This is a genomic window from Pseudarthrobacter sp. alpha12b (assembly GCF_054130495.1).
Map to the genome: position 1 here is coordinate 1,720,991 of NZ_CP196746.1, position 19,480 is coordinate 1,740,470.

Sequence of the window (19,480 nt, forward strand, 5' to 3'; positions counted from 1 at the left end):
ACCACTTTATATGTACGGCAACCGGGACTTTCCTGGACTACCGGAAATGTGGACCACTTTTTGCCCTTGCCCCTTCTACGCCGTGGGGATCAGGTCAACTGTGGACGGATCGAAGCGCCGCACGCCGCGCCCGGGAGGGTGGATGACAATCTTCATCAGCACCTCTAGCGCCGCCCTTTTGCGGCTGACTGACAACCCGTCCCAAGCCATGCGCACATCTTTGGCGGCCACCAACGGTCCCAGGACGTCCACCTTGCCAGCATCCGCCAGTGATGCGTCGATCTCCGTCAATCGCTCACGGAGACGGTTAGTTGCTGCCCGCAGTTGCGAAGCAGTCAAGGAACCGTCAGCGAAATCCACGGCCAAAGCGTCCAAACGTTCTCGGACGCCCACGGCCTCAGCGGCCAGTGCAGCGAGGTCGGGATGGGATTTATCATGTACGAGGTGGCTGGCATCAGCGCGCGAAAGGACGGCCACTGCCATCGCTTCAACGTATTCCTCCACCGGCTCAGCTCTGCGCGACAGATGGCCTGACGATCCGGAACACCGATAGTTGCGGACGCCTGGTCGTGTTGTACCACCCGCGTGAACGGTCGCACCACAAACGCCACATACCGCGAGGCCGGAAAGTAGCTGGCGCCCGCCTGGCTTTCCAGAACGACGGGCAGGGTTCCGCAATATGGCGACCACGGCCTCAAATCGCTCCGGCGCCACAATTGCTGGCCACACTGCGTCAGCCACGATTTCGCCGTTATGCGCCCGCTTCCCAATGTTGCGTGGATTAAGCAGCACCGCCCGCACAGAGTCCGCGCGCCAGGGCGACGGCTCCCCTTCGTGCCCTGCTGCGTAGCGGGCCTGGCCTGTCACGAACCCTTGCGCATTCCATTGCCGCGCCACCTCACGCAACGGAACGCCATAAAGCACCGACTCATAAGCGGTTGCGATAGCTGCGGCTTCTGCGGGCCGGACCGTTATCCCGTCGGCGTCATACCCAAAGGGACGGCGGCCGCCAGTTCTCCGCCCCTGCTCCGCCGCCTGCACCTGCGCCCGCCGCTGGCGGTCGGACTTCATCTCGATTTCCAACCGGGCAACGGAACCAAGGGAATCGGCAACGAACCGGCCCGCGGCAGTTGAGAAGTCAAGGTCGGCACCGTTGACCAAGGACAGGATCACGCCCTTCGCCTGGCACAGCTCGTAGAGCCTCACCTCGTCGCGTCTGCTCCTTTGCAGACGGGTCAAGTCCCAAGCCACGACCACCTGCACAGTACCTGCTGCCACGGCCTTCAATAAGGCATCAAATCCCGGCCGCTTTCGCTTACCAGCCGCGGAAATGTCATTGTCGGTCTGCACGTCCACCACCTGCCAGCCGCGCTCCGCCGCTCGCCTGAGGCAGTCCTCTCGTTGCCGGGTGACGCCGGCTCGTTCTCCCGTACGGTCCTGGGATATCCGCAAATACACTATTGCCTTCACATCTGCGAGATTAGCACCCTAGGTAGCCGTAGGACGCGGTCATACCCGCGGGCAGTCAGCACCCCCCGCTCCAGGGACTGGTCCAGGATCCGGGTTGCGGCCGGGACAAGCCGCAATTCACCGCGCAGGATCCGTCCTGGCACCTGCGAGTTCGTTTCGAGTCCGAAGCACTGCAGGCGTTCCGCCTGCCGCGCGCGTGCGTCCCGCACGCGGCGCGCCACCGAAACCGTGTCCTCCTCAGCGCCCGCCTGGCCGAATTCGGCCAGGGACACCCGCTCCACCTGTAGCTGGATGTCCACCCGGTCCAGCAAGGGTCCGGACATCCTGGCGAGATAACGGCGGCGCATCATGGGAGTGCAGGTGCAGTCCAGCCCCTTGCCCGATGCCTTGCCGCAGGGGCACGGGTTGGCTGCGAGCACCAGCTGGAACCGGGCCGGGTAGGCTGCAGTTCCGGCCGAGCGGTGAATCACCAGTTCCCCGCTCTCCAGTGGCTGCCGCAGCGCGTCCAGGACACGCCGTTCATACTCGGGCGCCTCGTCAAGGAAGAGTACGCCCCGGTGTGCGCGGGACGCCGCACCCGGCCTTGGCAGGCCCGAACCGCCGCCGATAATGGCTGCAGCGGTGGCTGAGTGGTGCGGGTTCTCGAAGGGGGGCCGGCGCAGGAGCTGCACAGAGGACGACGGCAGGCCGCACAGCGAATGGATGGCCGTGACCTCCATGGACTCATGGTCGCCAAGGTCGGGCAAAAGACCAGGCAGCCGCTCCGCCAGCATGGTCTTGCCCGCCCCCGGCGGCCCGGTGAGCAGCAGGTGGTGGGCGCCCGCGGCGGCCACCTCCAAAGCCCTGCGGGCGTCGCCCTGGCCAGAGACATCCGCCATGTCCGGGCACGGGCCGGGAAGGGCCGGTCCGTCACCGGTTTCATCGGCGTCGTCAGGTTCGAAGTCCAGGGCGAGTTCCTGCGGATCGGCTCCGAAGTCGAGGGCAAGCCGGGCAAGCGTGCGGTAGCCGCGGACCGTGGCTCCCGGGACGAGGGAGGCCTCGGCCAGGTTTGCGTGGGCCACCACGATCTCGGGGTATCCGGCCTGTACCGAGGCCATGACGGCCGGCAGGATTCCCCGCACGGGCCGGAGCCGGCCGTCGAGCCCCAGCTCCGCGATGAAGACGGTGCGCCCGGTGGGCTTGATGTCGTTCGCCGCCCGGAGCACGGCCATGGTGACGGCGAGGTCGAAGCCGGAGCCTCGCTTTGGCAGTGACGCCGGAATGAGGTTGGCGGTGATCTTCCTGCGGCTGAGCGGGATCCCGGAGTTCTTTGCGGCTGAGCGGATGCGTTCTTTGGCTTCATTCAGTGAGGCATCCGGCAATCCGAGTATGACGAAGGCCGGGAGCGTCTGGCCGATGTCCGCCTCGACTTCAACCATGTACCCGTTCAGCCCCACGAGGGCGATGGAGTAGGTCCGGCCGAGGGCCATCACCCCACCCCCTTGAGGTGTTCCACCAAGGGTTCCCCGCCGCCGTCGTCCACGACGGCGACGACGTCTACGCGGCGCAGGGGCATCCGCAGCTCCCGGTCGCGGCACCATGCGGCACCCAGGCGGTGCAGCCGTGCCAGCTTTTCCGGGCCCACTGCTTCAAACGGGTGGCCGTAGTCCAGGGAGCGCCGGGTTTTGACTTCGGCGATGACCAGCGCATCGCCGTCCAGGGCGACGATGTCGATCTCGCCCTCGGCGCACCTCCAGTTGCGCTCCACCACCAACATGCCCAGCGCTTCAAGATAGCCCGCGGCGAGGTCTTCGCCGCGCCTGCCCAACAGGTCTTTCGATTTCATTTCTACCTCCGCAACCAGCCTGGCTGCGGACGTAAACGGAGAACAGAAGGCCCCTGTCCTATGTGGACAGGGGCCGGTGTGGAGGGGAAGTCGGGCTTCCCCGGGTTCGCTAGTTCCCCAGGTCCACGTCCTTGGGCAGCGCAAGCTCCTCGTTGCGGGGCAGTTCCTCGACGTTGACGTCCTTGAAGGTCAGGACCCTGACACTCTTGACGAACCGGGCCGAACGGTACACATCCCATACCCAGGCATCCTGGAGGGTCAAGTCGAAGTAGACCTCGCCGTCGGCGCTTCGGGCCTGAAGGTCCACGTGGTTGGCAAGGTAGAAGCGCCGCTCGGTCTCGACAACGAAGCTGAACAGGCCGACGACGTCGCGGTATTCACGATAGAGCTGAAGCTCCATGTCGGTTTCATAGTTCTCAAGATCTTCAGCACTCATGCTTCCATCTTGCACCATGTCCGGCACGGCTGCCGCCGGGCGGCAGGTGTCAGTCTTCGTATGGCCCGTCGGCGACGGCCGCATCGGCGCCCTGCAATTCACCACCGAGCAGCCGCCAGCTGACCCGGTGGTAGGGGGTGGGTCCGGCTGCGCGAAGGACGTTTCGGTGCGCTGCGGTGGCGTACCCCTTGTTGATGTCCCAGCCGTAATCGGGATACTCGGTGTGCAGGTCCCGCATCATGCGGTCCCGCTCCACCTTGGCGATGACACTCGCCGCGGCCACGCTGAGGCACTGCATGTCAGCCTTTACCTTGGTGTGGACCGGGGCCTCACACGCGGCCTCCAGTACGGGCTGGTCAAACAGGGACAGCTGCTCCGCAGGGGAAAGCCAATTGTGGCTTCCATCCAGCAGGACGGCTTCCGGGATGACGCCTGCACCGAGGATGCTGCCCCAGGCCCGGGTTCCGGCCAGCCGCAGGGCAGCGATGATACCCAGCGAATCGATTTCGCCGGCGGTGGCGTGCCCTACGGCGGACGCAACGCTCCAGCGCCGCACCAGGGGATCCAGCCGTTCCCGCTCGGCCGGGCTCAGGAGTTTGCTGTCGCGGACGCCTGCCAGCGGTTTTTGGCGCTCCAGGTCCACCACGGCGATCCCCACGCTGACAGGTCCTGCAAGGGCGCCGCGGCCTACCTCGTCGACGCCGGCCAGGAACCGTATCCCCTGCGCCTTGAAGGTGCGCTCGTGCCGGAGCGTGGGCGACTTGGCCCCGCGGGAGGCAGGTTTGGTGGCCGGACGGGCCTTGCCGGCCGGGGAAGCCTGCACTGCGGAGGACATGGTCAGCGGACCGCCGGCACGTTCTTGAACACGTCCGGGTAGTTGTCGAGGGTCTTGATCCTGTTCAGCGGCCACGCGATGACGGCAGCTTTGCCTTCCAGGTCCTTGAGGTTCACGAATCCCCCGTCGGTCTCCATGTGCGCGCGGGAATCCGCGGAGTGGTTCCGGTTGTCACCCATCACCCACACCTTGCCTTCCGGGACGGTGACGTCAAAGTTGCGGACCTGCGGGACCTCGGCGGAGTTGATGTACGCCTCGTCGACGGCGGCCCCATTAATGGTCAGTTTACCGCCCGCGTCACAGCAGACAACGTGGTCGCCCGGCAGTCCGATGACCCGCTTGACCAGATGCTGCTCCGAGTTGTCCGGCAGGAGCCCGACGAACGTCAGGCCGTCCTGGACCCAGGTGAACGGACCCTGGGTCTTGGCCGGGGCCGGCGGCAGCCAGCCTTTGGTGTCACGGAAAACCACAACATCCCCGCGGCTAAGTGCGAATGGCTCCGGAACCAGGAGGTTGACGAAAATGCGGTCGTCCACGTCCAGGGTATTGACCATGGATTCGGACGGGATGAAGAAGGCACGGAACAGGAAGGTCTTGATGAGGAAGGACAGGACCACCGCGATGACCACTACGGTGGCGATTTCCTTCAGCCACCCCAGCAGGGGGTTGCCGGCGGACTTCCCGGCAGCTTTCGCCGCCTGCCGGTTCCGCCTGTGGACGGGTGCGGCCGCCGCCGGGCCTTCACCGGGCGCGGAGGAAGCTGGAACAGCCGGTGTCTCTGAAGCGCCGTCATGGCGCGGTTCAGGGTTCCGCGCGTGGTTCTCGGGCATTTACCGTCCGTTCTGTGTTGTCGGCCCCGCTGCGGGCGGCCGTGCTACTGGAGCAAATCTATCAAGAGGCCAGAGGATCTGGACGGGCCGGCCGATCACCCGGTCCAGCGGAACCAGTCCGCCGCCCGGGGCACCGAGCAGGCTCCGGGAATCGGCTGACACCGACCGATGGTCCCCCAACAGCCAAAGCCTGCCCTCCGGAACTACGGTGCTGAACTTCTGCGTGCTGGGCGCGTCGCCAGGGAAAACGTAGGGCTCATCCAGCGCTGCCCCATCGACGGTAACCTTCCCGGCGGCGTCGCAGCAGACCACAGTGTCGCCGGGAAGGCCAATCACCCTTTTGACGTACGTTGTGTCGCTGCCGATCAGCCCGAGCCATTGCATCGTGGACGCTGCTGCGTCCACCAGCGGGCCTTTGCCGCTGTTCAGGGGCGCGAAGCTTCCGCGCCCGTCGAAGACGACGACGTCCCCGTGCCGGATTGGTTCAGCCTGGAAGTCGGTGCGTGAGACCAGGATCCGGTCCCCTCCTTCCAGGAGCGGCTCCATGGACTCGGAAGGAATGAAGTACACATCAAGCCACAGGGACCTCACCAGCCCGCTGATGGCGACGGCAAGGAGCAGTGCCGGAAAAACAAAACGCCAGCCCATTTTGCGGGGCTGGCGTTTTGTCTGGTGCATGGTCCGTATCCTGGCGCTGGTGCATTGCTCCGGCGCTTGCCGGTTACGGCCGCGCTCCAGCCTGGCGGTAAGTCCGGTGAGGACTTACTTGGCGGAGCTGAAGTCGCGCTTTTCCTTGATCTTGGCGGCCTTGCCGCGCAGTGCACGCATGTAATACAGCTTGGCGCGGCGGACGTCACCCTTGGTGACAACCTCGATCTTTTCGATGATCGGGGAGTGCACCGGGAAGGTACGCTCCACGCCGACACCGAAGGAGACCTTGCGGACCGTGAAGGTTTCGCGCACGCCGTCGCCCTGGCGGCCCAGGACGAAGCCCTGGAAGACCTGGACACGGGTGTTCTTGCCTTCGATGATGTTCACGTGCACCTTGAGGGTGTCACCCGCGCGGAATTGGGGAACATCGTTGCGCAGCGAAGCTGCATCGACGGAATCGAGAATATGCATGATTGCACTCCTGGTGAACGCCACAGGTCATTCACTTTGGGTCACGGCAGGCAAGTCCGGCTGCTGGAATGCAGCCCGGGGTCTCGCCGCCGAAGTAAAGTGTCCGGCCGCTTCAAGGGTTGATGGGGCCGGTTGTCAGGCTGTTGGCCGCGCTACCCCCTGTGGCAGGTGCGGACCCAGCAGACACAAGGGTTAATTTTGCCACAGCAGCGGGGTTACGCCAATTCCGACGGCGCTAATCCTGCCGTTCAGCTGCCGCCTCCGGGCGGCGGGCCAGCCGGCCGTCCACGACGTCGTAGCCCAGGTTGTTCAATTCGGTGCGGTCCGCACGCGGGAGGCTGCCGGCGTCGAACCCCTCCAGCAGGTCCGGACGGCGCTCCGCCGTCCGGCGGTACTGCTCGTGGCGGCGCCACTGCGCGATCTTCCCGTGGTTACCGCTGAGGAGCACCGGGGGCACTTCCCGGTCACGCCAGACGGAGGGCTTGGTGTAGACGGGGTACTCGAGCAGCCCGTCGGAGTGGGACTCCTCCACCAAGGACTCGGGGTTGCCAACCACTCCCGGCAGAAGGCGGCCGATGGCCTCCACCATGGCCAGGACGGCCACCTCCCCGCCGTTAAGCACGTAGTCGCCCAGGCTGACGGGCCGGACGGTGAACTGATCCTGGGCCCATTCGATGACGCGTTCATCGATGCCTTCGTACCGCCCGCACGCAAACGCCAGGTGCTGTTCCTCCGCCAGTTCGTAGGCGAGGGCCTGCGTGAAACGCTCGCCGGCCGGCGACGGAACGATCAGGACGGGCTTGCTCCCGGGGTCCGGCCGCCCCTCAGCCACTGCGGCGAGGGCCTGCGCCCAGGGTTCGGGCTTCATCACCATCCCGGCGCCGCCGCCGTAAGGGGTGTCGTCGACCGACCGGTGACGGTCAGTGGTGAAGCTGCGCAGGTCATGGACGCGCAGGTCCAGGATGCCGTCCTGGCGCGCCTTGCCGATCAGTGACAGTTCAAGCGGGGCAAGGTACTCGGGAAAGATGCTGAGGACGTCGATCCGCATCTAGTCCCGGCCTTCCGCTTCCGGAGCAGCGGCTTCGTCCGAGTTGATTTCGAAGAGGCCGTCCGGCGGGGTGAGGAGGATGAAGCCTTCCTCGACGTTTACGTCGGGCACGATCTGCTCCACGAACGGGATGAGGATCTCGTCGCCCTTCGGGGTGGTGACCACCAGCAGGTCCTGCACCGGCATCGTGTTCAGTGCCGTTACCTTGCCCACCACTTGGGACCCGACCCGGGCTTCCAAGCCGACCAGTTCGTGCTCGTACCAGCCCTCGTCGTCGTCCTCATCCAGCTCTTCGGTTTCAATGAAGAGCTTGGCGCCACGGAGGGTCTCGGCCTGGTTCCGGTCCTCCACTTCCTCGAAACCGAGCAACAGGATGTCCTTGTTCCAGCGCGCACTGCTCACGGTCAGGGGACCGGACGCGGCAGGCTCAACCACGAACTCCGTCCCGGGCACGAACCTGTCCTCCGGGGCGTCGGTCAGCACCTGGACGGTGACTTCCCCGCGAATGCCGTGCGGCTTGCCAATCCGTGCCACCTGAAGCTGCATCTGTTCCTCTGTTCCGGGTTGTGGTGTTTCTACTGAAAGCACTGTGTTGTGAAAGAGCTCCGGCCCCTCCACCTGGTGGTGGAGGGGCCGGAGCAAAACCGAATATTGCCGAGCGGTCAGCGGCGGCGGTCGGTGTCGACGACGTCGACCCTTACCGGTTCGCCGCCGGCCAGCGCTGCCACCACGGTGCGCAGTGCGCGTGCAGTGCGGCCCTGGCGGCCGATCACCCGTCCGAGGTCGTCCTGATGAACGCGCACCTCGAGGGTATCCCCGCGGCGGTTGTTCTTGGAACTGACCTTTACGTCATCCGGGGAATCAACAATTCCGCGGACCAGGTGCTCCAGCGCTTCTGCCAGCAATCTACTCAGCCTCGGTGGTCTCAGCTTCGGCGTCGGCCGGGGCCTCGGCAGCGTCAGACTTGGAGGCCTTCTTGGTGATGGCTTCCGGGATGATGACCGAGCCCTTCTCCGGAGCAACGAAAGCTTCCTTCGCGACCTTGGTCTTGAGGGTGCCTTCCTGGCCCGGCAGGCCCTTGAACTTCTGCCAGTCACCGGTGATCTTCAGGATCGCGGCAACCTGCTCGGACGGCTGTGCGCCGACGGAGAGCCAGTACTGTGCACGCTCGGAGTTAACCTCGATGAACGAGGGCTCTTCGGTGGGGTGGTACTTGCCGATCTCCTCGATGGCACGGCCGTCACGCTTGGTGCGTGAGTCCGCAACGACGATGCGGTAGTACGGGGCGCGCATCTTGCCGAAGCGCTTAAGGCGAATCTTTACGGCCACTTTTGTGGTCACTCCTGTTTCAGAAAAAGGGGTGAACCCGGCGTTCTGCACCCGTGGGGCGGGCCATACTTGCGGGCTCGAAGGACAGGATCCGGACGCGGAGAGAGGGGCCACGCAGATCGAGTACCTGTTTATTGTGCCAGATGAGCGCTGTTATTTCGACTTGGCGCTCCCGCGCGTGGCGGCGGAGGCGGCCTGAAGGCTGCGCCGCCACGCCAACGTGCCAGGAACGGGCAGGGTCGGGTCAGGCGGACCAGACGTACAGTCCGTTCCGCTCCGAATCGTTGATTCCGGCGGCAAGTTCCGCCAGCTGACGCACATAGGTCCGCGCCTGGGCGGCACCAAAAGGCACGTCCTCCTGGCCGGCCCACTGCCCGGCGACGTCGTCGAGGACATTGCCCTCGCCTTCGGTTTCGTAGGTGAGCAGGTCCGCCAGGGCGCGGACCATGGCCGGCGGAACGGCCAGGAGGGAGTCGCTGGCCACGTCCACCATGGTCAGCTCATAATCGGCTCCGCCGGCGTGGACGGCAGTCCCGGCAAGATCGCCGAGCTGCTCCACCTCGAAGTCGCTGATGCCCTGGATCCGCACCGTCTGGCCTGCGGCAGCGCCGTCCGCGGAGGAGCTGCTTCCTTCGTCAAGGATGCCGGCGCGTTTCAGCGCGGCGTCATGGGTGGCGACAAAGATCTCGGTGAAGCCCATGGCTGGTGCCCTTCTTCCGTTGGCGGAGCTGCGCGCCGGGCGCTGCCTGCGGCCCGGCCGTACGGAATCAGCCTAGTAGTTGCGGACCTGCCGGCGCACGCCCGCCCCGCGTCCCGAGGCATGCCGCGGGAAGGGGGGTCGATCAGCGGGCGGCCACCCGGATCCGGTTGCGCCATGGGTCTTCGAACCGAAGCTCTGCGCCGGTGTGGTGCGCGGGCACTCCGGCCACCTTCAGGCGGTCAGTCAGCGCGCCGACGTCGTCCCCTGAAGGAACTTCGATGAGCACCTCGCCCAGCCCCAGCGTGTCCTTGCGGGGGCCGGCACCGCGGCTGTTCCAGACGTTCATGGCCATGTGGTGGTGGTAGCGGCCTGCGGAAACGAACAATGCCTGCCCGTGCCAGCCCGCCGTCTTTTCGAACCCCAGGGTTCCCACGTAGAAGTCCCGCGCGGTCTGGACATCGCCCACCTGGAGGTGGACATGGCCAACGCCGGCGGCTGTTTGCCGCTGGCCTTCAAGGGACTCCTCGGTGAGGTACTGCTCCAGGTACCGCTGCGGCGGCAGTGCCAGACTGTCCATGACAACATCGGTCCCGTTCCAGGACCAGTTGCTGCGCGGGCGGTCCCAGTACAGTTCAATGCCGTTGCCCTCAGGGTCGGTGAAGTAGAAGGCTTCGCTCACCAGGTGGTCTGCGCTGCCGGTGAAGGCCCGCGGCTCGTACTGCGCAGCCGTGGCGACGGTGGCAGCAAGGGAGGCCTGATCCTCGAACAGCAGTGCGGTGTGGAACAGGCCAGCCTCTCCCCTGCCGGGAAGGTGCAGCCCGGGGGCCGGCGCAAGGTGGACCAACGGCCGGCCGAGCCTGCCAAGGTAAAGCCCGCCGTCCTGCTCAGCCACCACCTTGAGGCCAAGGGCGCGCTGGTAGTAGTCGGTCATGACCTTCATGTCGCCCACCTTGAGCATCACGGTGCCCATGGCGAGATCGGCAGGAAGAAGATCCTGGCTGCTGGCGGATGCGGTCATTGAAGGCTCCTTGCATTGGCGGCCGTCCCGTTGACGGCCTGTCACACATTAAAATTACTTGAAGCTTCAATTTATTCCAAGTCCCCGGGACTCGTTTTAGTCAGCGGATGATTCGGCCGCGCAGCACCACATGTTCCAGCGCCGTGATTGTTTCAGGTAGGGCCCGCGGGTCTTCCCGGCACACCACGACGTCGGCGCGCGCCCCCTCCTCCAGTCCATCCGCTCCCAGCCATGCACGGGCTGCCCAGCAGGCGGAATCCAGCGCAGCGTCCATGGGCAGGCCCGCGCCGTGCAGGGCAAGGATCTCGTCTGCGATCCTGCCGTGGCGGATCACGCTGCCGGCATCGGTGCCGGCAAATAGGCGCACACCCGCGGCATGGGCCTCCGCCACCCGTTCCCGCCTGCGTTCCCAGAGGGCACGCATGTGCGCGGCGTAGCGCGGGAACTTGGGTTCCGCCTGCGCGGCAATGTCAGGGAACGTGGCGATGTTGATGAGGGTGGGCACGATCGGTACGCCCTGTTCGGCGAACCGGGGCAGATGCCGGGGCAGGAGGCCGGTGGCGTGCTCGATGCAGTCAATGCCGGCGTCAAGCATCTGGTCCAGGGTGTCCTCGGCGAAGCAGTGCGCCGTCACCCGTGCGCCCTCGTCATGGGCGGCCTGGACGGCATCGCGTACGACGGCGGCGGGAAAGGAGGGGGCCAGGTCACCTGCACGCCGGTCAATCCAGTCCCCCACCAGTTTGACCCAGCCGTCGCCGTCGCGCGCCTGCTTGCGCATGGCCTCCACGAGGCCCTCCGGCTCCACCTCCTCGGCGAAGCCCCGCAGGTAGCGGCGCGTCCGGGCAATATGCCGGCCGGCGCGGATGAGCACGGGGAAGTCCCGGCCGCCGTGCATCCAGCGGGTGTCAGCCGGTGAGCCTGCGTCGCGGACCAGCAGGGTTCCGGCGTTGAGGTCAGCCAGTGCCTGTTCCCGGGCGGCAGCGGGCTCCACGGGACCGGACGGGCCCAGCCCTATGTGGCAGTGGGCGTCCACGAACCCCGGCAGCACCCAGCCGTCAAGGATCCGGGCCGGCGGTGCTGCGGGCCGGGTGAATGTGAGCCGGCCGTCCACCGACCAGGCTCCGTGCTCCACGGTCTGCGGCCCGGTCAAAACGGGACCGCTGAACTCGATTACTTCTGCCATCCTGGCTCCTTCCGATGCCCGGACAGGCTAGCACCAGCGAATGTGACGGCGTTCTTCCGGGAGGCTGTGGTAGCTTCGTTCCTGACCACACGGGTGCCCCTGCAGGGGCTGAGATCGGGCTGACGCGGCCTGCGACCGTTGAACCTGTCCGGGTAATGCCGGCGAAGGAAGTGAGTATTCCCTTGAGTACGCAAAATACCCAGATCAACCCTGCCCGCATGCCGTCCGCCGGGGAGCCAGGCGTTCAACCCGGGGCCCCGGTGACCCAGTCCTTGAAGTCGCAATCACTGGCGTTCATCGAAGATGCCGGGAATGGAATCCGGGTACCGGTGACGGAGATTGCCCTTGAGCCGTCCCCCAACGGCCAGCCGAACGCGCCCTTCCGGACGTACAGGACGGCCGGGCCCGGCAGCGATCCCGTCCGGGGCCTGCAACCTTTCCGCTCGGAGTGGATCACCGCGCGGGGAGATACCGAGGCCTACAGCGGCAGGGAGCGCAACCTGCTCGACGACGGCCGCTCCGCTGTGCGCCGCGGGGCTGCCTCTGCGGAGTGGAAGGGCGCGCAGCCGGTGCCCCGCCGCGCCGTCGACGGCAGGACGGTGACCCAGATGCACTACGCCCGGCAGGGGGTCATTACGCAGGAGATGTGCTTCGTGGCGCTGCGCGAGAACTGCGACGTGGAGCTTGTCCGGAGTGAACTTGCTGCCGGGCGCGCGATCATCCCGAGCAACATCAACCATCCGGAGTCCGAGCCGATGATCATCGGCAAGGCCTTCCTGGTGAAGATCAACGCCAACATTGGCAACTCGGCCGTGACAAGTTCCATTGCCGAGGAGGTGGACAAGCTGCAGTGGGCCACGCAATGGGGCGCCGACACCGTCATGGACCTGTCCACCGGCGACGATATCCACACCACTCGGGAATGGATTATCCGCAATTCCCCTGTTCCGATTGGCACGGTACCCATCTACCAGGCCCTGGAAAAAGTCAACGGCGAGGCCAATGCGCTGACCTGGGAAATTTTCCGGGACACGGTCATTGAACAGTGCGAGCAGGGGGTGGACTACATGACCATCCACGCCGGGGTGCTGCTGCGGTACGTCCCGCTCACGGCCAACCGGGTGACGGGCATTGTCTCGCGCGGCGGCTCCATCATGGCCGGCTGGTGCCTGGCGCACCACCAGGAAAACTTCCTGTACACGCACTTCGATGAACTGTGTGAAATCTTCGCCAAGTACGACGTTGCCTTCTCCCTGGGCGACGGTCTGCGCCCCGGCTCGACGGCGGACGCCAACGACGCCGCCCAGTTCGCGGAACTGGACACCCTTGCCGAGCTCACCCAACGCGCTTGGGAGTACGACGTACAGGTGATGGTGGAAGGGCCCGGCCACGTTCCTTTCCACCTGGTCAGGGAAAACGTCGAGCGGCAGCAGGAACTCTGCAAGGGAGCGCCGTTCTACACCCTGGGACCGCTGGTGACGGACGTCGCTCCCGGCTATGACCACATCACCTCAGCAATTGGCGCCACCGAGATTGCCCGGTACGGCACGGCCATGCTCTGCTACGTCACCCCCAAGGAGCACCTGGGACTGCCCAACAAGGACGACGTGAAGACCGGAGTGATCACCTACAAGATCGCCGCGCACGCAGCGGACCTCGCCAAGGGCCACCCGGGGGTGCACGAACGGGACGACGCATTGTCCAAGGCGCGGTTCGAATTCCGTTGGCGGGACCAGTTCGCGCTGTCCCTGGACCCGGTGACGGCGGAGGCATTCCACGACGAGACCCTGCCTGCCGAGCCCGCCAAGACGGCACACTTCTGTTCGATGTGCGGGCCCAAGTTCTGCTCCATGCGGATCAGCCAGGACATCCGCGACGAATTCGGGTCCGCGGAGGCGCAGGCAGCGCTGGCGGGGATGGCATCGGGGATGCGGGAGAAGAGCGAGGAGTTCCTGGCGTCCGGCGGAAAGGTATACCTCCCCGAGCTGCGGGTTCCCGCGGAAGGCTAGGACGCCCGGGCCGTCTGGCTCCGGCTGACCCCGCTGATGAACTGCCGGATGGCCTGGTCCCCGTCCGGGGAATCGTGAGGCCGGTGCCCGCCCGCGGCAACGCGGTGCAGGGCGCCGGTCTCGCGGAGGTAGCCGGCAATCTCCTCATAGAGGGGCTCCCAGCCGCCGGTCAGGACCAACGTGGGCACGCCGGGAACAATGTGCAGCGGCGCCTCCCACGACGGCGCTTGCAGCCGCAGCCGCCGCGCGGACCGTTTTTCCTCGGTGGTGGCGGGCTGCTGGAGGTCGGTGGCGTAGACGCGCCGGACGAATTCGCGCTGGAAGTCTTCGTCGCTGAGTTGGTGGCGCACGTCGAAGAGGGGCTGCATCAGGCTGATGTGGGCCGCCGTGGCCGGCAACTCCGCTGTCAGGGAGAGGCAGGCCGGCTCCACCAGGGTCAACGAAAAGACCAGGTCCGGACGTTCGACGGCGGCCATCATGGCAGCGATTGCCCCCTGGGAGTGTGCCACCACGTGTCCGCCGGCGGCGCCGCGGCCGTCGTCGGCAAGGGACCGCAGGATGATCGCGGTGTCTTCCGCAAACGATGACTCCTGCGGCTCCGCGACGGCATCGTAGCCGTGCCGGCGCAGGAACAGGGCGTCATAGGACAGTGCCATGCCGTGCTGGCGCGGCCATGCCGCGGCGCCGAAAGTTCCGGCGCCGTGCACGAACACTACCCTCTGCTTGAACATGTCCCAACCCTATTCCACGGTGCCGACATCCGTGGGGAACTGTTACTTGCCCAGGAACTTGTCGAAGCCCTTGGGCAGGTTCAGCTGAGACGGATCGAAGTCGCCGCCCTGCTGGCCGAAGGCCGCGCCGGTGGGCAGTGCCTTCGCAGCGTTGGCACGGCGGGCCTCCGCTTCCTTGCGCTCCTGTGCTGCCTTGGCCGGGTTTCCCGACTTCGGCTTCTTCTTCGGCGCGTTCTTGGCGTTCTTCCGCGCACCGCCGCCCGCTCCGGGCAGGCCGGGCATCCCGGGCATCCCCGGCATGCCGCCCTGGGCCATCTTCTTCATCATCTTCTGGGCCTGGGCGAAGCGCTCCAGCAGGCCGTTGACCTCGGACACGTGGACGCCGGAGCCACGGGCGATGCGGGCACGCCGTGAGCCGTTGATGATCTTGGGCGCCAGCCGCTCGTGCGGGGTCATGGACCGGACGATCGCCTCAACGCGGTCGATCTCGCGCTCGTCGAACTGTTCGAGCTGCTGCCGGATGTTCTGCGCACCCGGCATCATCATGAGCATCTTCTTCATGGAGCCCATGTTGCGGATCTGCTGCATCTGGGCCAGGAAGTCTTCCAGGGTGAAGTCTTCCTGGTCGGCGAACTTCTTCGCCATCCGGGCGGCTTCATCCTTGTCCCAGGCCTTTTCGGCCTGTTCGATGAGCGTGAGGATGTCGCCCATGTCCAGGATTCGGGAAGCCATCCGGTCCGGGTGGAAGAGTTCGAAATCATCCAAACCTTCGCCGGTGGAGGCGAACATGACCGGCTTGCCGGTGACCGACGCGACCGAAAGCGCGGCACCGCCGCGGGCGTCGCCGTCGAGCTTGGACAGCACGATGCCAGTGAAGTTCACGCCTTCATCGAAGGCAAGCGCCGTGTTCACGGCGTCCTGGCCGATCATGGAGTCGATCACGAAGAGGACTTCGTTGGGCACGATGGCGCGGCGGATCTGGCGCGCCTGTTCCATCATGCCGGCGTCCACGCCCAGGCGGCCGGCCGTGTCGACGATAACGACGTCGTGCAGCTTCTGGCGGGCTTCCTCGACGCCGGCACGGGCGACGGCGACGGGGTCGCCTGCGGGCTGGTCCAGCTCCGTGGAGGTGGCTCCGGGGTGCGGGGCGAAGACAGGCACGTTGGCGCGCTGGCCCACCACCTGGAGCTGGGTGACGGCGTTGGGGCGCTGCAGATCACAGGCCACCAGCATAGGGCTGTGGCCCTGGGCCTTCAGCCACTTGGACAGCTTGCCGGCCAGGGTGGTCTTGCCGGCACCCTGGAGGCCGGCGAGCATAATGACGGTGGGGCCGTTCTTGGCCAGCCGGATCCGCCGGGTTTCGCCGCCGAGGATCTCCTGGAGTTCCTCGTTGACGATCTTGACGATCTGCTGGCTGGGGTTCAGCGCAGCCGAAACCTCGGCACCCAGTGCGCGTTCGCGGACCCGTCCGGTGAACTCGCGGACCACCAGAACGGCGACGTCGGCGTCCAAAAGGGCACGGCGGATCTCGCGGACGGTGGCATCAACATCGGCCTCCGTAAGGCGGCCCTTGCCGCGGAGATTCTTGAAGGTTGCTGTCAACCGGTCAGAGAGTGAATTGAACACGCGCCGTGAACTTCTTTCAGGAGATGATCGGGACTCGACTATCTAGGGTATCAAGTCAGGCACGGTAGATGGCATGCTGGCAAAATGACGAGCCAAACAACTGTGAAAACCCTGCTCATCCTTGGTGCCTCGGGCGACCTCACCGGCCGGCTCCTCCTGCCGGGCCTCGCCCGGCTTGTTGCGGCAGGCCGGGCGGAGGGCCTCACCCTGGTGGGGGCCGGCTCGGATCCATGGACACCGGAACAGTGGCGGGAGAGGGTCCAGTCCTCGTTTGCCGCGGCGGCCGGCGCAGCCGACGAGCATGGGAAGGACGCACTGGAGTCCATGCAGAAGGAGACGGCGTACCACCAGGTGGACGTCACAGCCAAGGGCGCCCTTGCTGCCCTGCTCTCCGGACTGAAAGGCCCGGTGGCCGTCTACTTTGCCCTTCCGCCCCGCATCAGCCAGCTGGCCTGCGAGACGATCCAGCCGGAAGAGGTTCCGGAAGGCACCCGCCTGGTGATGGAGAAGCCGTTCGGCTCCAGCGAGGAGTCCGCCCGTTCCCTCAACCGGACGCTCGCCCGTTTGGTCCCTGAGGACCACATCCACAGGGTGGACCACTTCCTGGGCAAGGCCACGGTCCTGAACATCCTGGGCCTGCGGTTCGCCAACAACTTCCTGGAGCCGGTATGGAACAGGCAGCATGTGGAAAGGGTGGAGATCTTCTTTGATGAGGACCTGGCGCTGGAAGGCCGCGCCCGCTACTACGACGGCGCCGGCGCCCTCCGCGACATGATCCAGAGCCACTTGCTGGAGGTCATGGCCCTCATGGCAATCGAACCTCCCGCCACCATCGGCGAGCGCGACCTCCGCGATGCCGTCTCCGCCGTCCTTCGCGCCAGCAGCGTCAGCGCCCCGTTCACCGACTCAACGCACAGGGCCCGCTACACGGCGGGCACTGTGGCCGGCAAGGACGTGCCGGACTACGCCAGGGAGGACGGCGTGGATCCAGGCAGGGAAACTGAGACGCTGGCCGAGATCCGGGTGGACATCGACAACTGGCGCTGGCGGGGCGTCCCCTTCATCCTGCGCTCCGGCAAGGCCCTGGGCGACAAGCGCAAGGAAGCGGTGGTCACCTTCCTTCCGGTGCCCCACCTGCCCCGGGGCTTTACCGGGGTGGACTCCCCCAACCAGCTGCGGATCGGTTTCGGTCCGGACACGCTGGAGTTCGACGTCGATGTCAACGGTCCCGGCAACATCTTCAGCCTGGGCCGGGTCACCCTGGAAGCGGAACTGAGCGCCTCCGACCTCCTGCCGTACGGCGAAGTGCTGGAAGGCGTGTTGACAGGCGACCCGCTGTTGTCCGTCCGGGGCGACACGGCGGAGGACTGCTGGCGGATTGTTGAACCGGTGCTCAAGGCGTGGGAACAGGGCAAGGTCCCGCTTGAAGAATACGACGCCGGTTCGGCCGGCCCGGCGTCCTGGCCCACCAACCGGCGCAAGGACTGAGCCTTAACGACGGACAGGACGGGTGGGAACCTTGCGGTTCCCGCCCGTCCTGTTGGTGCTGCGTCCGCCCTAAATCGCGGCTACTCCGCGTTCCCCGGTCCGGACCCGTACTGCTTCATGGACGTCCATGGTCCAGACCTTGCCGTCCCCGGCCCTGCCGGTATTGGAACTGGCAATGATCACGTCCAGGATGTCGTCGGCCTGCTCATCCGTGGCCAGGACTTCCACCCGGATCTTGGGCAAGAGGTCCACGTTGTATTCGGCTCCGCGGTAGACCTCGGTGTAGCCGCGCTGCCGGCCGTATCCACTGGCTGCGCTGACGGTCAGGCCCTGGACGCCGTAGGCTTCCAGTCCTTCCCTGACGGTTTCGAGCTTTTCCGGCCTGATGATTGCAGTAATCAGTTTCATGCCCCCACGCTTTCCTTACCTGTTGCTGACTGAGACTTCTGCGTACCGGGTGCCGGCTCGTGGGACTCGCCCTGGGCCTTGCCGGTGATCATGTCGTGCAGCGGCTGGAAGCTTCCGCCGTGGCCGCTGAGGCCGAACTCGTAGGCAGTCTCGGCGTGCAGGCTGAGGTCCACACCCACCGTTTCCTGTTCCTGCGAGACCCGGAAGCCCATGGTCTTGTGGATGGCCAGCGCGATGATTGAGGTCAGGACCGCTGAGTAGGCGATGGCGATGCCGGCTGCCGCGAGCTGTGCCCAGAGCTGGGTGAGTCCGCCGCCATAGAAGAGGCCGCCGCCAACACCGTCAGTGGGCAGTGCGATGAAGCCCAGTGCCACGGTTCCGATGATGCCCGAGACCAAGTGGACGCCGACGACGTCCAGGGAGTCATCGAAGCCCCAGCGGAACTTCAGGCCGACGGCAAGGGCGGAAGCCACACCGGCCACAACGCCGAGGCCAAGGGCACCGACCGGGCTGACGTTGGCGCAGGCCGGGGTGATGGCAACGAGGCCTGCCACAACGCCGGATGCGGCACCGAGAGAGGTCGGGTGTCCATCACGGATGCGCTCGGTGACCAGCCAGCCGAGCATGGCCGCTGCCGGGGCCGCGAGGGTGTTGACCCAGATCAGGCCGCCCTGTTCGGCAGTGGTTGCCGCGCCGCCGTTGAAGCCGAACCAGCCGAACCAGAGGATGGCCGCACCGAGCATGACGAACGGGATGTTGTGAGGGCGGTGGTTAGGGTCCTTGCCGAAGCCCCTGCGGTTGCCGATGATCAGGACCAGGATCAGTGCGGCCACACCGGCGTTGATGTGGACCACGGTGCCGCCGGCGAAGTCGATGGCGGGGCCGAGGGCCTTGCCAATGGCGCCTTCGGGGCCGAAGAGACCGCCGCCCCACACCATGTAGGCCAGCGGGCAGTACACCAGGGTGACCCACACGGGGACGAAGACGGACCAGGCGCCGAACTTGGCGCGGTCGGCGATGGCGCCGCTGATCAATGCCACCGTGATGATGGCGAAGGTGGCGGCGTAGCCCACCTTGATCAGACCGTCAGGGGTGGTGATGCCCTCAAGGCCGAACGTGGCGAACGGGTTCCCCACGATTTCCAGGAATCCTTCACCGGAGCTCATGGAGGCGCCCCACAGCACCCAGACAACGCCCACCATGCCGATGGAGATGAAGCTCATCATCATCATGTTCAGGGCTGCCTTGGCGCGGGTCATGCCGCCGTAGAAAAATGCCAGACCGGGTGTCATGAACAGCACAAGGGCTGCCGCCACCATGACCCAAACGTGACCTGCGGTAAGTTCCATGGTGCACGTCCTCTCTCATCGAATCTTGCGGAGTACTCCGCCTGCCAACGCCTTTTTGCGTCCTGTAAAGAGT

21 protein-coding genes and 1 riboswitch are annotated in these 19,480 nt (G+C 66.0%); of the genes, 2 read left to right on the top strand and 19 right to left on the bottom strand.

Features of this window, described 5'->3' with window-relative positions:
• Positions 1–75 precede the first annotated feature (75 nt).
• The 15 genes from ACTAQI_RS07850 to ACTAQI_RS07920 form a co-directional block, all read right to left on the bottom strand.
• On the bottom strand, positions 76–1,470 hold the full coding sequence (locus ACTAQI_RS07850; RefSeq protein WP_457950478.1) for a recombinase family protein: 1,395 nt from the start codon (positions 1,468–1,470) through the stop codon (positions 76–78).
• Positions 1,467–2,939 carry a YifB family Mg chelatase-like AAA ATPase gene (locus ACTAQI_RS07855; protein WP_457951013.1) on the bottom strand — a complete coding sequence of 491 codons (1,473 nt, stop codon included), beginning with the start codon at positions 2,937–2,939 and terminating at the stop codon, positions 1,467–1,469. The genes ACTAQI_RS07850 and ACTAQI_RS07855 overlap by 4 nt, the downstream gene beginning before the upstream one ends.
• Positions 2,939–3,295, bottom strand: a complete 357-nt coding sequence (locus ACTAQI_RS07860; RefSeq protein WP_457950479.1) for a YraN family protein — start codon at positions 3,293–3,295, stop codon at positions 2,939–2,941. Before ACTAQI_RS07860 ends, ACTAQI_RS07855 begins: the two co-directional genes overlap by 1 nt.
• Positions 3,296–3,404: 109 nt before the next feature.
• Complete coding sequence (locus ACTAQI_RS07865; protein WP_457950480.1) at positions 3,405–3,731, bottom strand: DUF2469 domain-containing protein; 327 nt, start codon at positions 3,729–3,731, stop codon at positions 3,405–3,407.
• 49 nt (positions 3,732–3,780) lie between these two features.
• Entirely contained in the window at positions 3,781–4,566 is a 786-nt protein-coding gene (locus tag ACTAQI_RS07870) for a ribonuclease HII (RefSeq protein ID WP_457950481.1), read from the bottom strand.
• 2 nt (positions 4,567–4,568) lie between these two features.
• A complete protein-coding gene (lepB, locus tag ACTAQI_RS07875; protein WP_457950482.1) occupies positions 4,569–5,396 on the bottom strand; it encodes a signal peptidase I in 828 nt (275 codons plus the stop codon).
• Positions 5,397–6,074 carry a signal peptidase I gene (lepB, locus tag ACTAQI_RS07880; protein ID WP_457950483.1) on the bottom strand — a complete coding sequence of 226 codons (678 nt, stop codon included), beginning with the start codon at positions 6,072–6,074 and terminating at the stop codon, positions 5,397–5,399. It lies immediately after the preceding gene.
• Positions 6,075–6,158: 84 nt separating this feature from the next.
• Positions 6,159–6,518 carry a 50S ribosomal protein L19 gene (rplS, locus tag ACTAQI_RS07885; protein ID WP_457950484.1) on the bottom strand — a complete coding sequence of 120 codons (360 nt, stop codon included), beginning with the start codon at positions 6,516–6,518 and terminating at the stop codon, positions 6,159–6,161.
• A 235-nt stretch (positions 6,519–6,753) separates the two neighbouring features.
• On the bottom strand, positions 6,754–7,566 hold the full coding sequence (gene trmD, locus ACTAQI_RS07890) for a tRNA (guanosine(37)-N1)-methyltransferase TrmD (RefSeq protein ID WP_457950485.1): 813 nt from the start codon (positions 7,564–7,566) through the stop codon (positions 6,754–6,756).
• The gene (gene rimM, locus ACTAQI_RS07895; RefSeq protein WP_457950486.1) at positions 7,567–8,112 is read right to left on the bottom strand and encodes a ribosome maturation factor RimM; all 546 of its coding nucleotides are present in this window, start codon (positions 8,110–8,112) and stop codon (positions 7,567–7,569) included.
• A gap of 116 nt (positions 8,113–8,228) precedes the next feature.
• Positions 8,229–8,471: an RNA-binding protein gene (locus tag ACTAQI_RS07900; RefSeq protein ID WP_018759999.1), complete on the bottom strand. Its 243-nt coding sequence runs from the start codon at positions 8,469–8,471 to the stop codon at positions 8,229–8,231.
• Position 8,472: 1 nt separating this feature from the next.
• Entirely contained in the window at positions 8,473–8,895 is a 423-nt protein-coding gene (rpsP, locus tag ACTAQI_RS07905) for a 30S ribosomal protein S16 (protein WP_018768286.1), read from the bottom strand.
• A 244-nt stretch (positions 8,896–9,139) separates the two neighbouring features.
• Complete coding sequence (locus ACTAQI_RS07910; protein ID WP_457950487.1) at positions 9,140–9,595, bottom strand: hypothetical protein; 456 nt, start codon at positions 9,593–9,595, stop codon at positions 9,140–9,142.
• Positions 9,596–9,737: 142 nt separating this feature from the next.
• Positions 9,738–10,613 carry a VOC family protein gene (locus tag ACTAQI_RS07915; protein ID WP_457950488.1) on the bottom strand — a complete coding sequence of 292 codons (876 nt, stop codon included), beginning with the start codon at positions 10,611–10,613 and terminating at the stop codon, positions 9,738–9,740.
• A gap of 100 nt (positions 10,614–10,713) precedes the next feature.
• Positions 10,714–11,796: an amidohydrolase family protein gene (locus ACTAQI_RS07920; protein WP_457950489.1), complete on the bottom strand. Its 1,083-nt coding sequence runs from the start codon at positions 11,794–11,796 to the stop codon at positions 10,714–10,716.
• A gap of 79 nt (positions 11,797–11,875) precedes the next feature.
• Positions 11,876–11,983, top strand: a riboswitch (TPP riboswitch).
• Between ACTAQI_RS07920 and thiC the strand changes: the two genes are divergently transcribed.
• A complete protein-coding gene (gene thiC / locus ACTAQI_RS07925; RefSeq protein WP_457950490.1) occupies positions 11,979–13,805 on the top strand; it encodes a phosphomethylpyrimidine synthase ThiC in 1,827 nt (608 codons plus the stop codon). (Overlaps the previous riboswitch by 5 nt.)
• Here the strand turns inward: thiC and ACTAQI_RS07930 are convergent.
• Positions 13,802–14,536, bottom strand: a complete 735-nt coding sequence (locus ACTAQI_RS07930; protein ID WP_457950491.1) for an alpha/beta fold hydrolase — start codon at positions 14,534–14,536, stop codon at positions 13,802–13,804. The genes thiC and ACTAQI_RS07930 overlap by 4 nt on opposite strands.
• 42 nt (positions 14,537–14,578) lie before the next feature.
• A complete protein-coding gene (gene ffh / locus ACTAQI_RS07935) occupies positions 14,579–16,162 on the bottom strand; it encodes a signal recognition particle protein (protein WP_457950492.1) in 1,584 nt (527 codons plus the stop codon).
• A gap of 84 nt (positions 16,163–16,246) precedes the next feature.
• Between ffh and ACTAQI_RS07940 the strand changes: the two genes are divergently transcribed.
• The gene (locus ACTAQI_RS07940) at positions 16,247–17,650 is read left to right on the top strand and encodes a glucose-6-phosphate dehydrogenase (RefSeq protein ID WP_457950493.1); all 1,404 of its coding nucleotides are present in this window, start codon (positions 16,247–16,249) and stop codon (positions 17,648–17,650) included.
• A gap of 69 nt (positions 17,651–17,719) precedes the next feature.
• Here ACTAQI_RS07940 and ACTAQI_RS07945 read toward each other — a convergent pair whose 3' ends face one another.
• Together ACTAQI_RS07945 and ACTAQI_RS07950 are read right to left on the bottom strand one after the other, a co-directional pair.
• Positions 17,720–18,058: a P-II family nitrogen regulator gene (locus ACTAQI_RS07945; RefSeq protein WP_307089431.1), complete on the bottom strand. Its 339-nt coding sequence runs from the start codon at positions 18,056–18,058 to the stop codon at positions 17,720–17,722.
• Positions 18,055–19,407, bottom strand: a complete 1,353-nt coding sequence (locus tag ACTAQI_RS07950) for an ammonium transporter (RefSeq protein WP_457950494.1) — start codon at positions 19,405–19,407, stop codon at positions 18,055–18,057. The genes ACTAQI_RS07945 and ACTAQI_RS07950 overlap by 4 nt, the downstream gene beginning before the upstream one ends.
• Positions 19,408–19,480 lie beyond the last annotated feature (73 nt).

Excerpts from the sequence above, each read along its gene's own strand:
- ACTAQI_RS07855 (WP_457951013.1), bottom strand. The coding sequence starts at position 2,939 with ATGGCCCTCGGCCGGACCTACTCCATCGCCCTCGTGGGGCTGAACGGG.
- ACTAQI_RS07860 (WP_457950479.1), bottom strand. The coding sequence starts at position 3,295 with ATGAAATCGAAAGACCTGTTGGGCAGGCGCGGCGAAGACCTCGCCGCG.
- ACTAQI_RS07865 (WP_457950480.1), bottom strand. The coding sequence starts at position 3,731 with ATGAGTGCTGAAGATCTTGAGAACTATGAAACCGACATGGAGCTTCAG.
- ACTAQI_RS07870 (WP_457950481.1), bottom strand. The coding sequence starts at position 4,566 with ATGTCCTCCGCAGTGCAGGCTTCCCCGGCCGGCAAGGCCCGTCCGGCC.
- lepB (WP_457950482.1), bottom strand. The coding sequence starts at position 5,396 with ATGCCCGAGAACCACGCGCGGAACCCTGAACCGCGCCATGACGGCGCT.
- lepB (WP_457950483.1), bottom strand. The coding sequence starts at position 6,074 with ATGCACCAGACAAAACGCCAGCCCCGCAAAATGGGCTGGCGTTTTGTT.
- rplS (WP_457950484.1), bottom strand. The coding sequence starts at position 6,518 with ATGCATATTCTCGATTCCGTCGATGCAGCTTCGCTGCGCAACGATGTT.
- trmD (WP_457950485.1), bottom strand. The coding sequence starts at position 7,566 with ATGCGGATCGACGTCCTCAGCATCTTTCCCGAGTACCTTGCCCCGCTT.
- rimM (WP_457950486.1), bottom strand. The coding sequence starts at position 8,112 with ATGCAGCTTCAGGTGGCACGGATTGGCAAGCCGCACGGCATTCGCGGG.
- ACTAQI_RS07910 (WP_457950487.1), bottom strand. The coding sequence starts at position 9,595 with ATGGGCTTCACCGAGATCTTTGTCGCCACCCATGACGCCGCGCTGAAA.
- ACTAQI_RS07915 (WP_457950488.1), bottom strand. The coding sequence starts at position 10,613 with ATGACCGCATCCGCCAGCAGCCAGGATCTTCTTCCTGCCGATCTCGCC.
- ACTAQI_RS07920 (WP_457950489.1), bottom strand. The coding sequence starts at position 11,796 with ATGGCAGAAGTAATCGAGTTCAGCGGTCCCGTTTTGACCGGGCCGCAG.
- ACTAQI_RS07930 (WP_457950491.1), bottom strand. The coding sequence starts at position 14,536 with ATGTTCAAGCAGAGGGTAGTGTTCGTGCACGGCGCCGGAACTTTCGGC.
- ACTAQI_RS07940 (WP_457950493.1), top strand. The coding sequence starts at position 16,247 with ATGACGAGCCAAACAACTGTGAAAACCCTGCTCATCCTTGGTGCCTCG.
- ACTAQI_RS07945 (WP_307089431.1), bottom strand. The coding sequence starts at position 18,058 with ATGAAACTGATTACTGCAATCATCAGGCCGGAAAAGCTCGAAACCGTC.
- ACTAQI_RS07950 (WP_457950494.1), bottom strand. The coding sequence starts at position 19,407 with ATGGAACTTACCGCAGGTCACGTTTGGGTCATGGTGGCGGCAGCCCTT.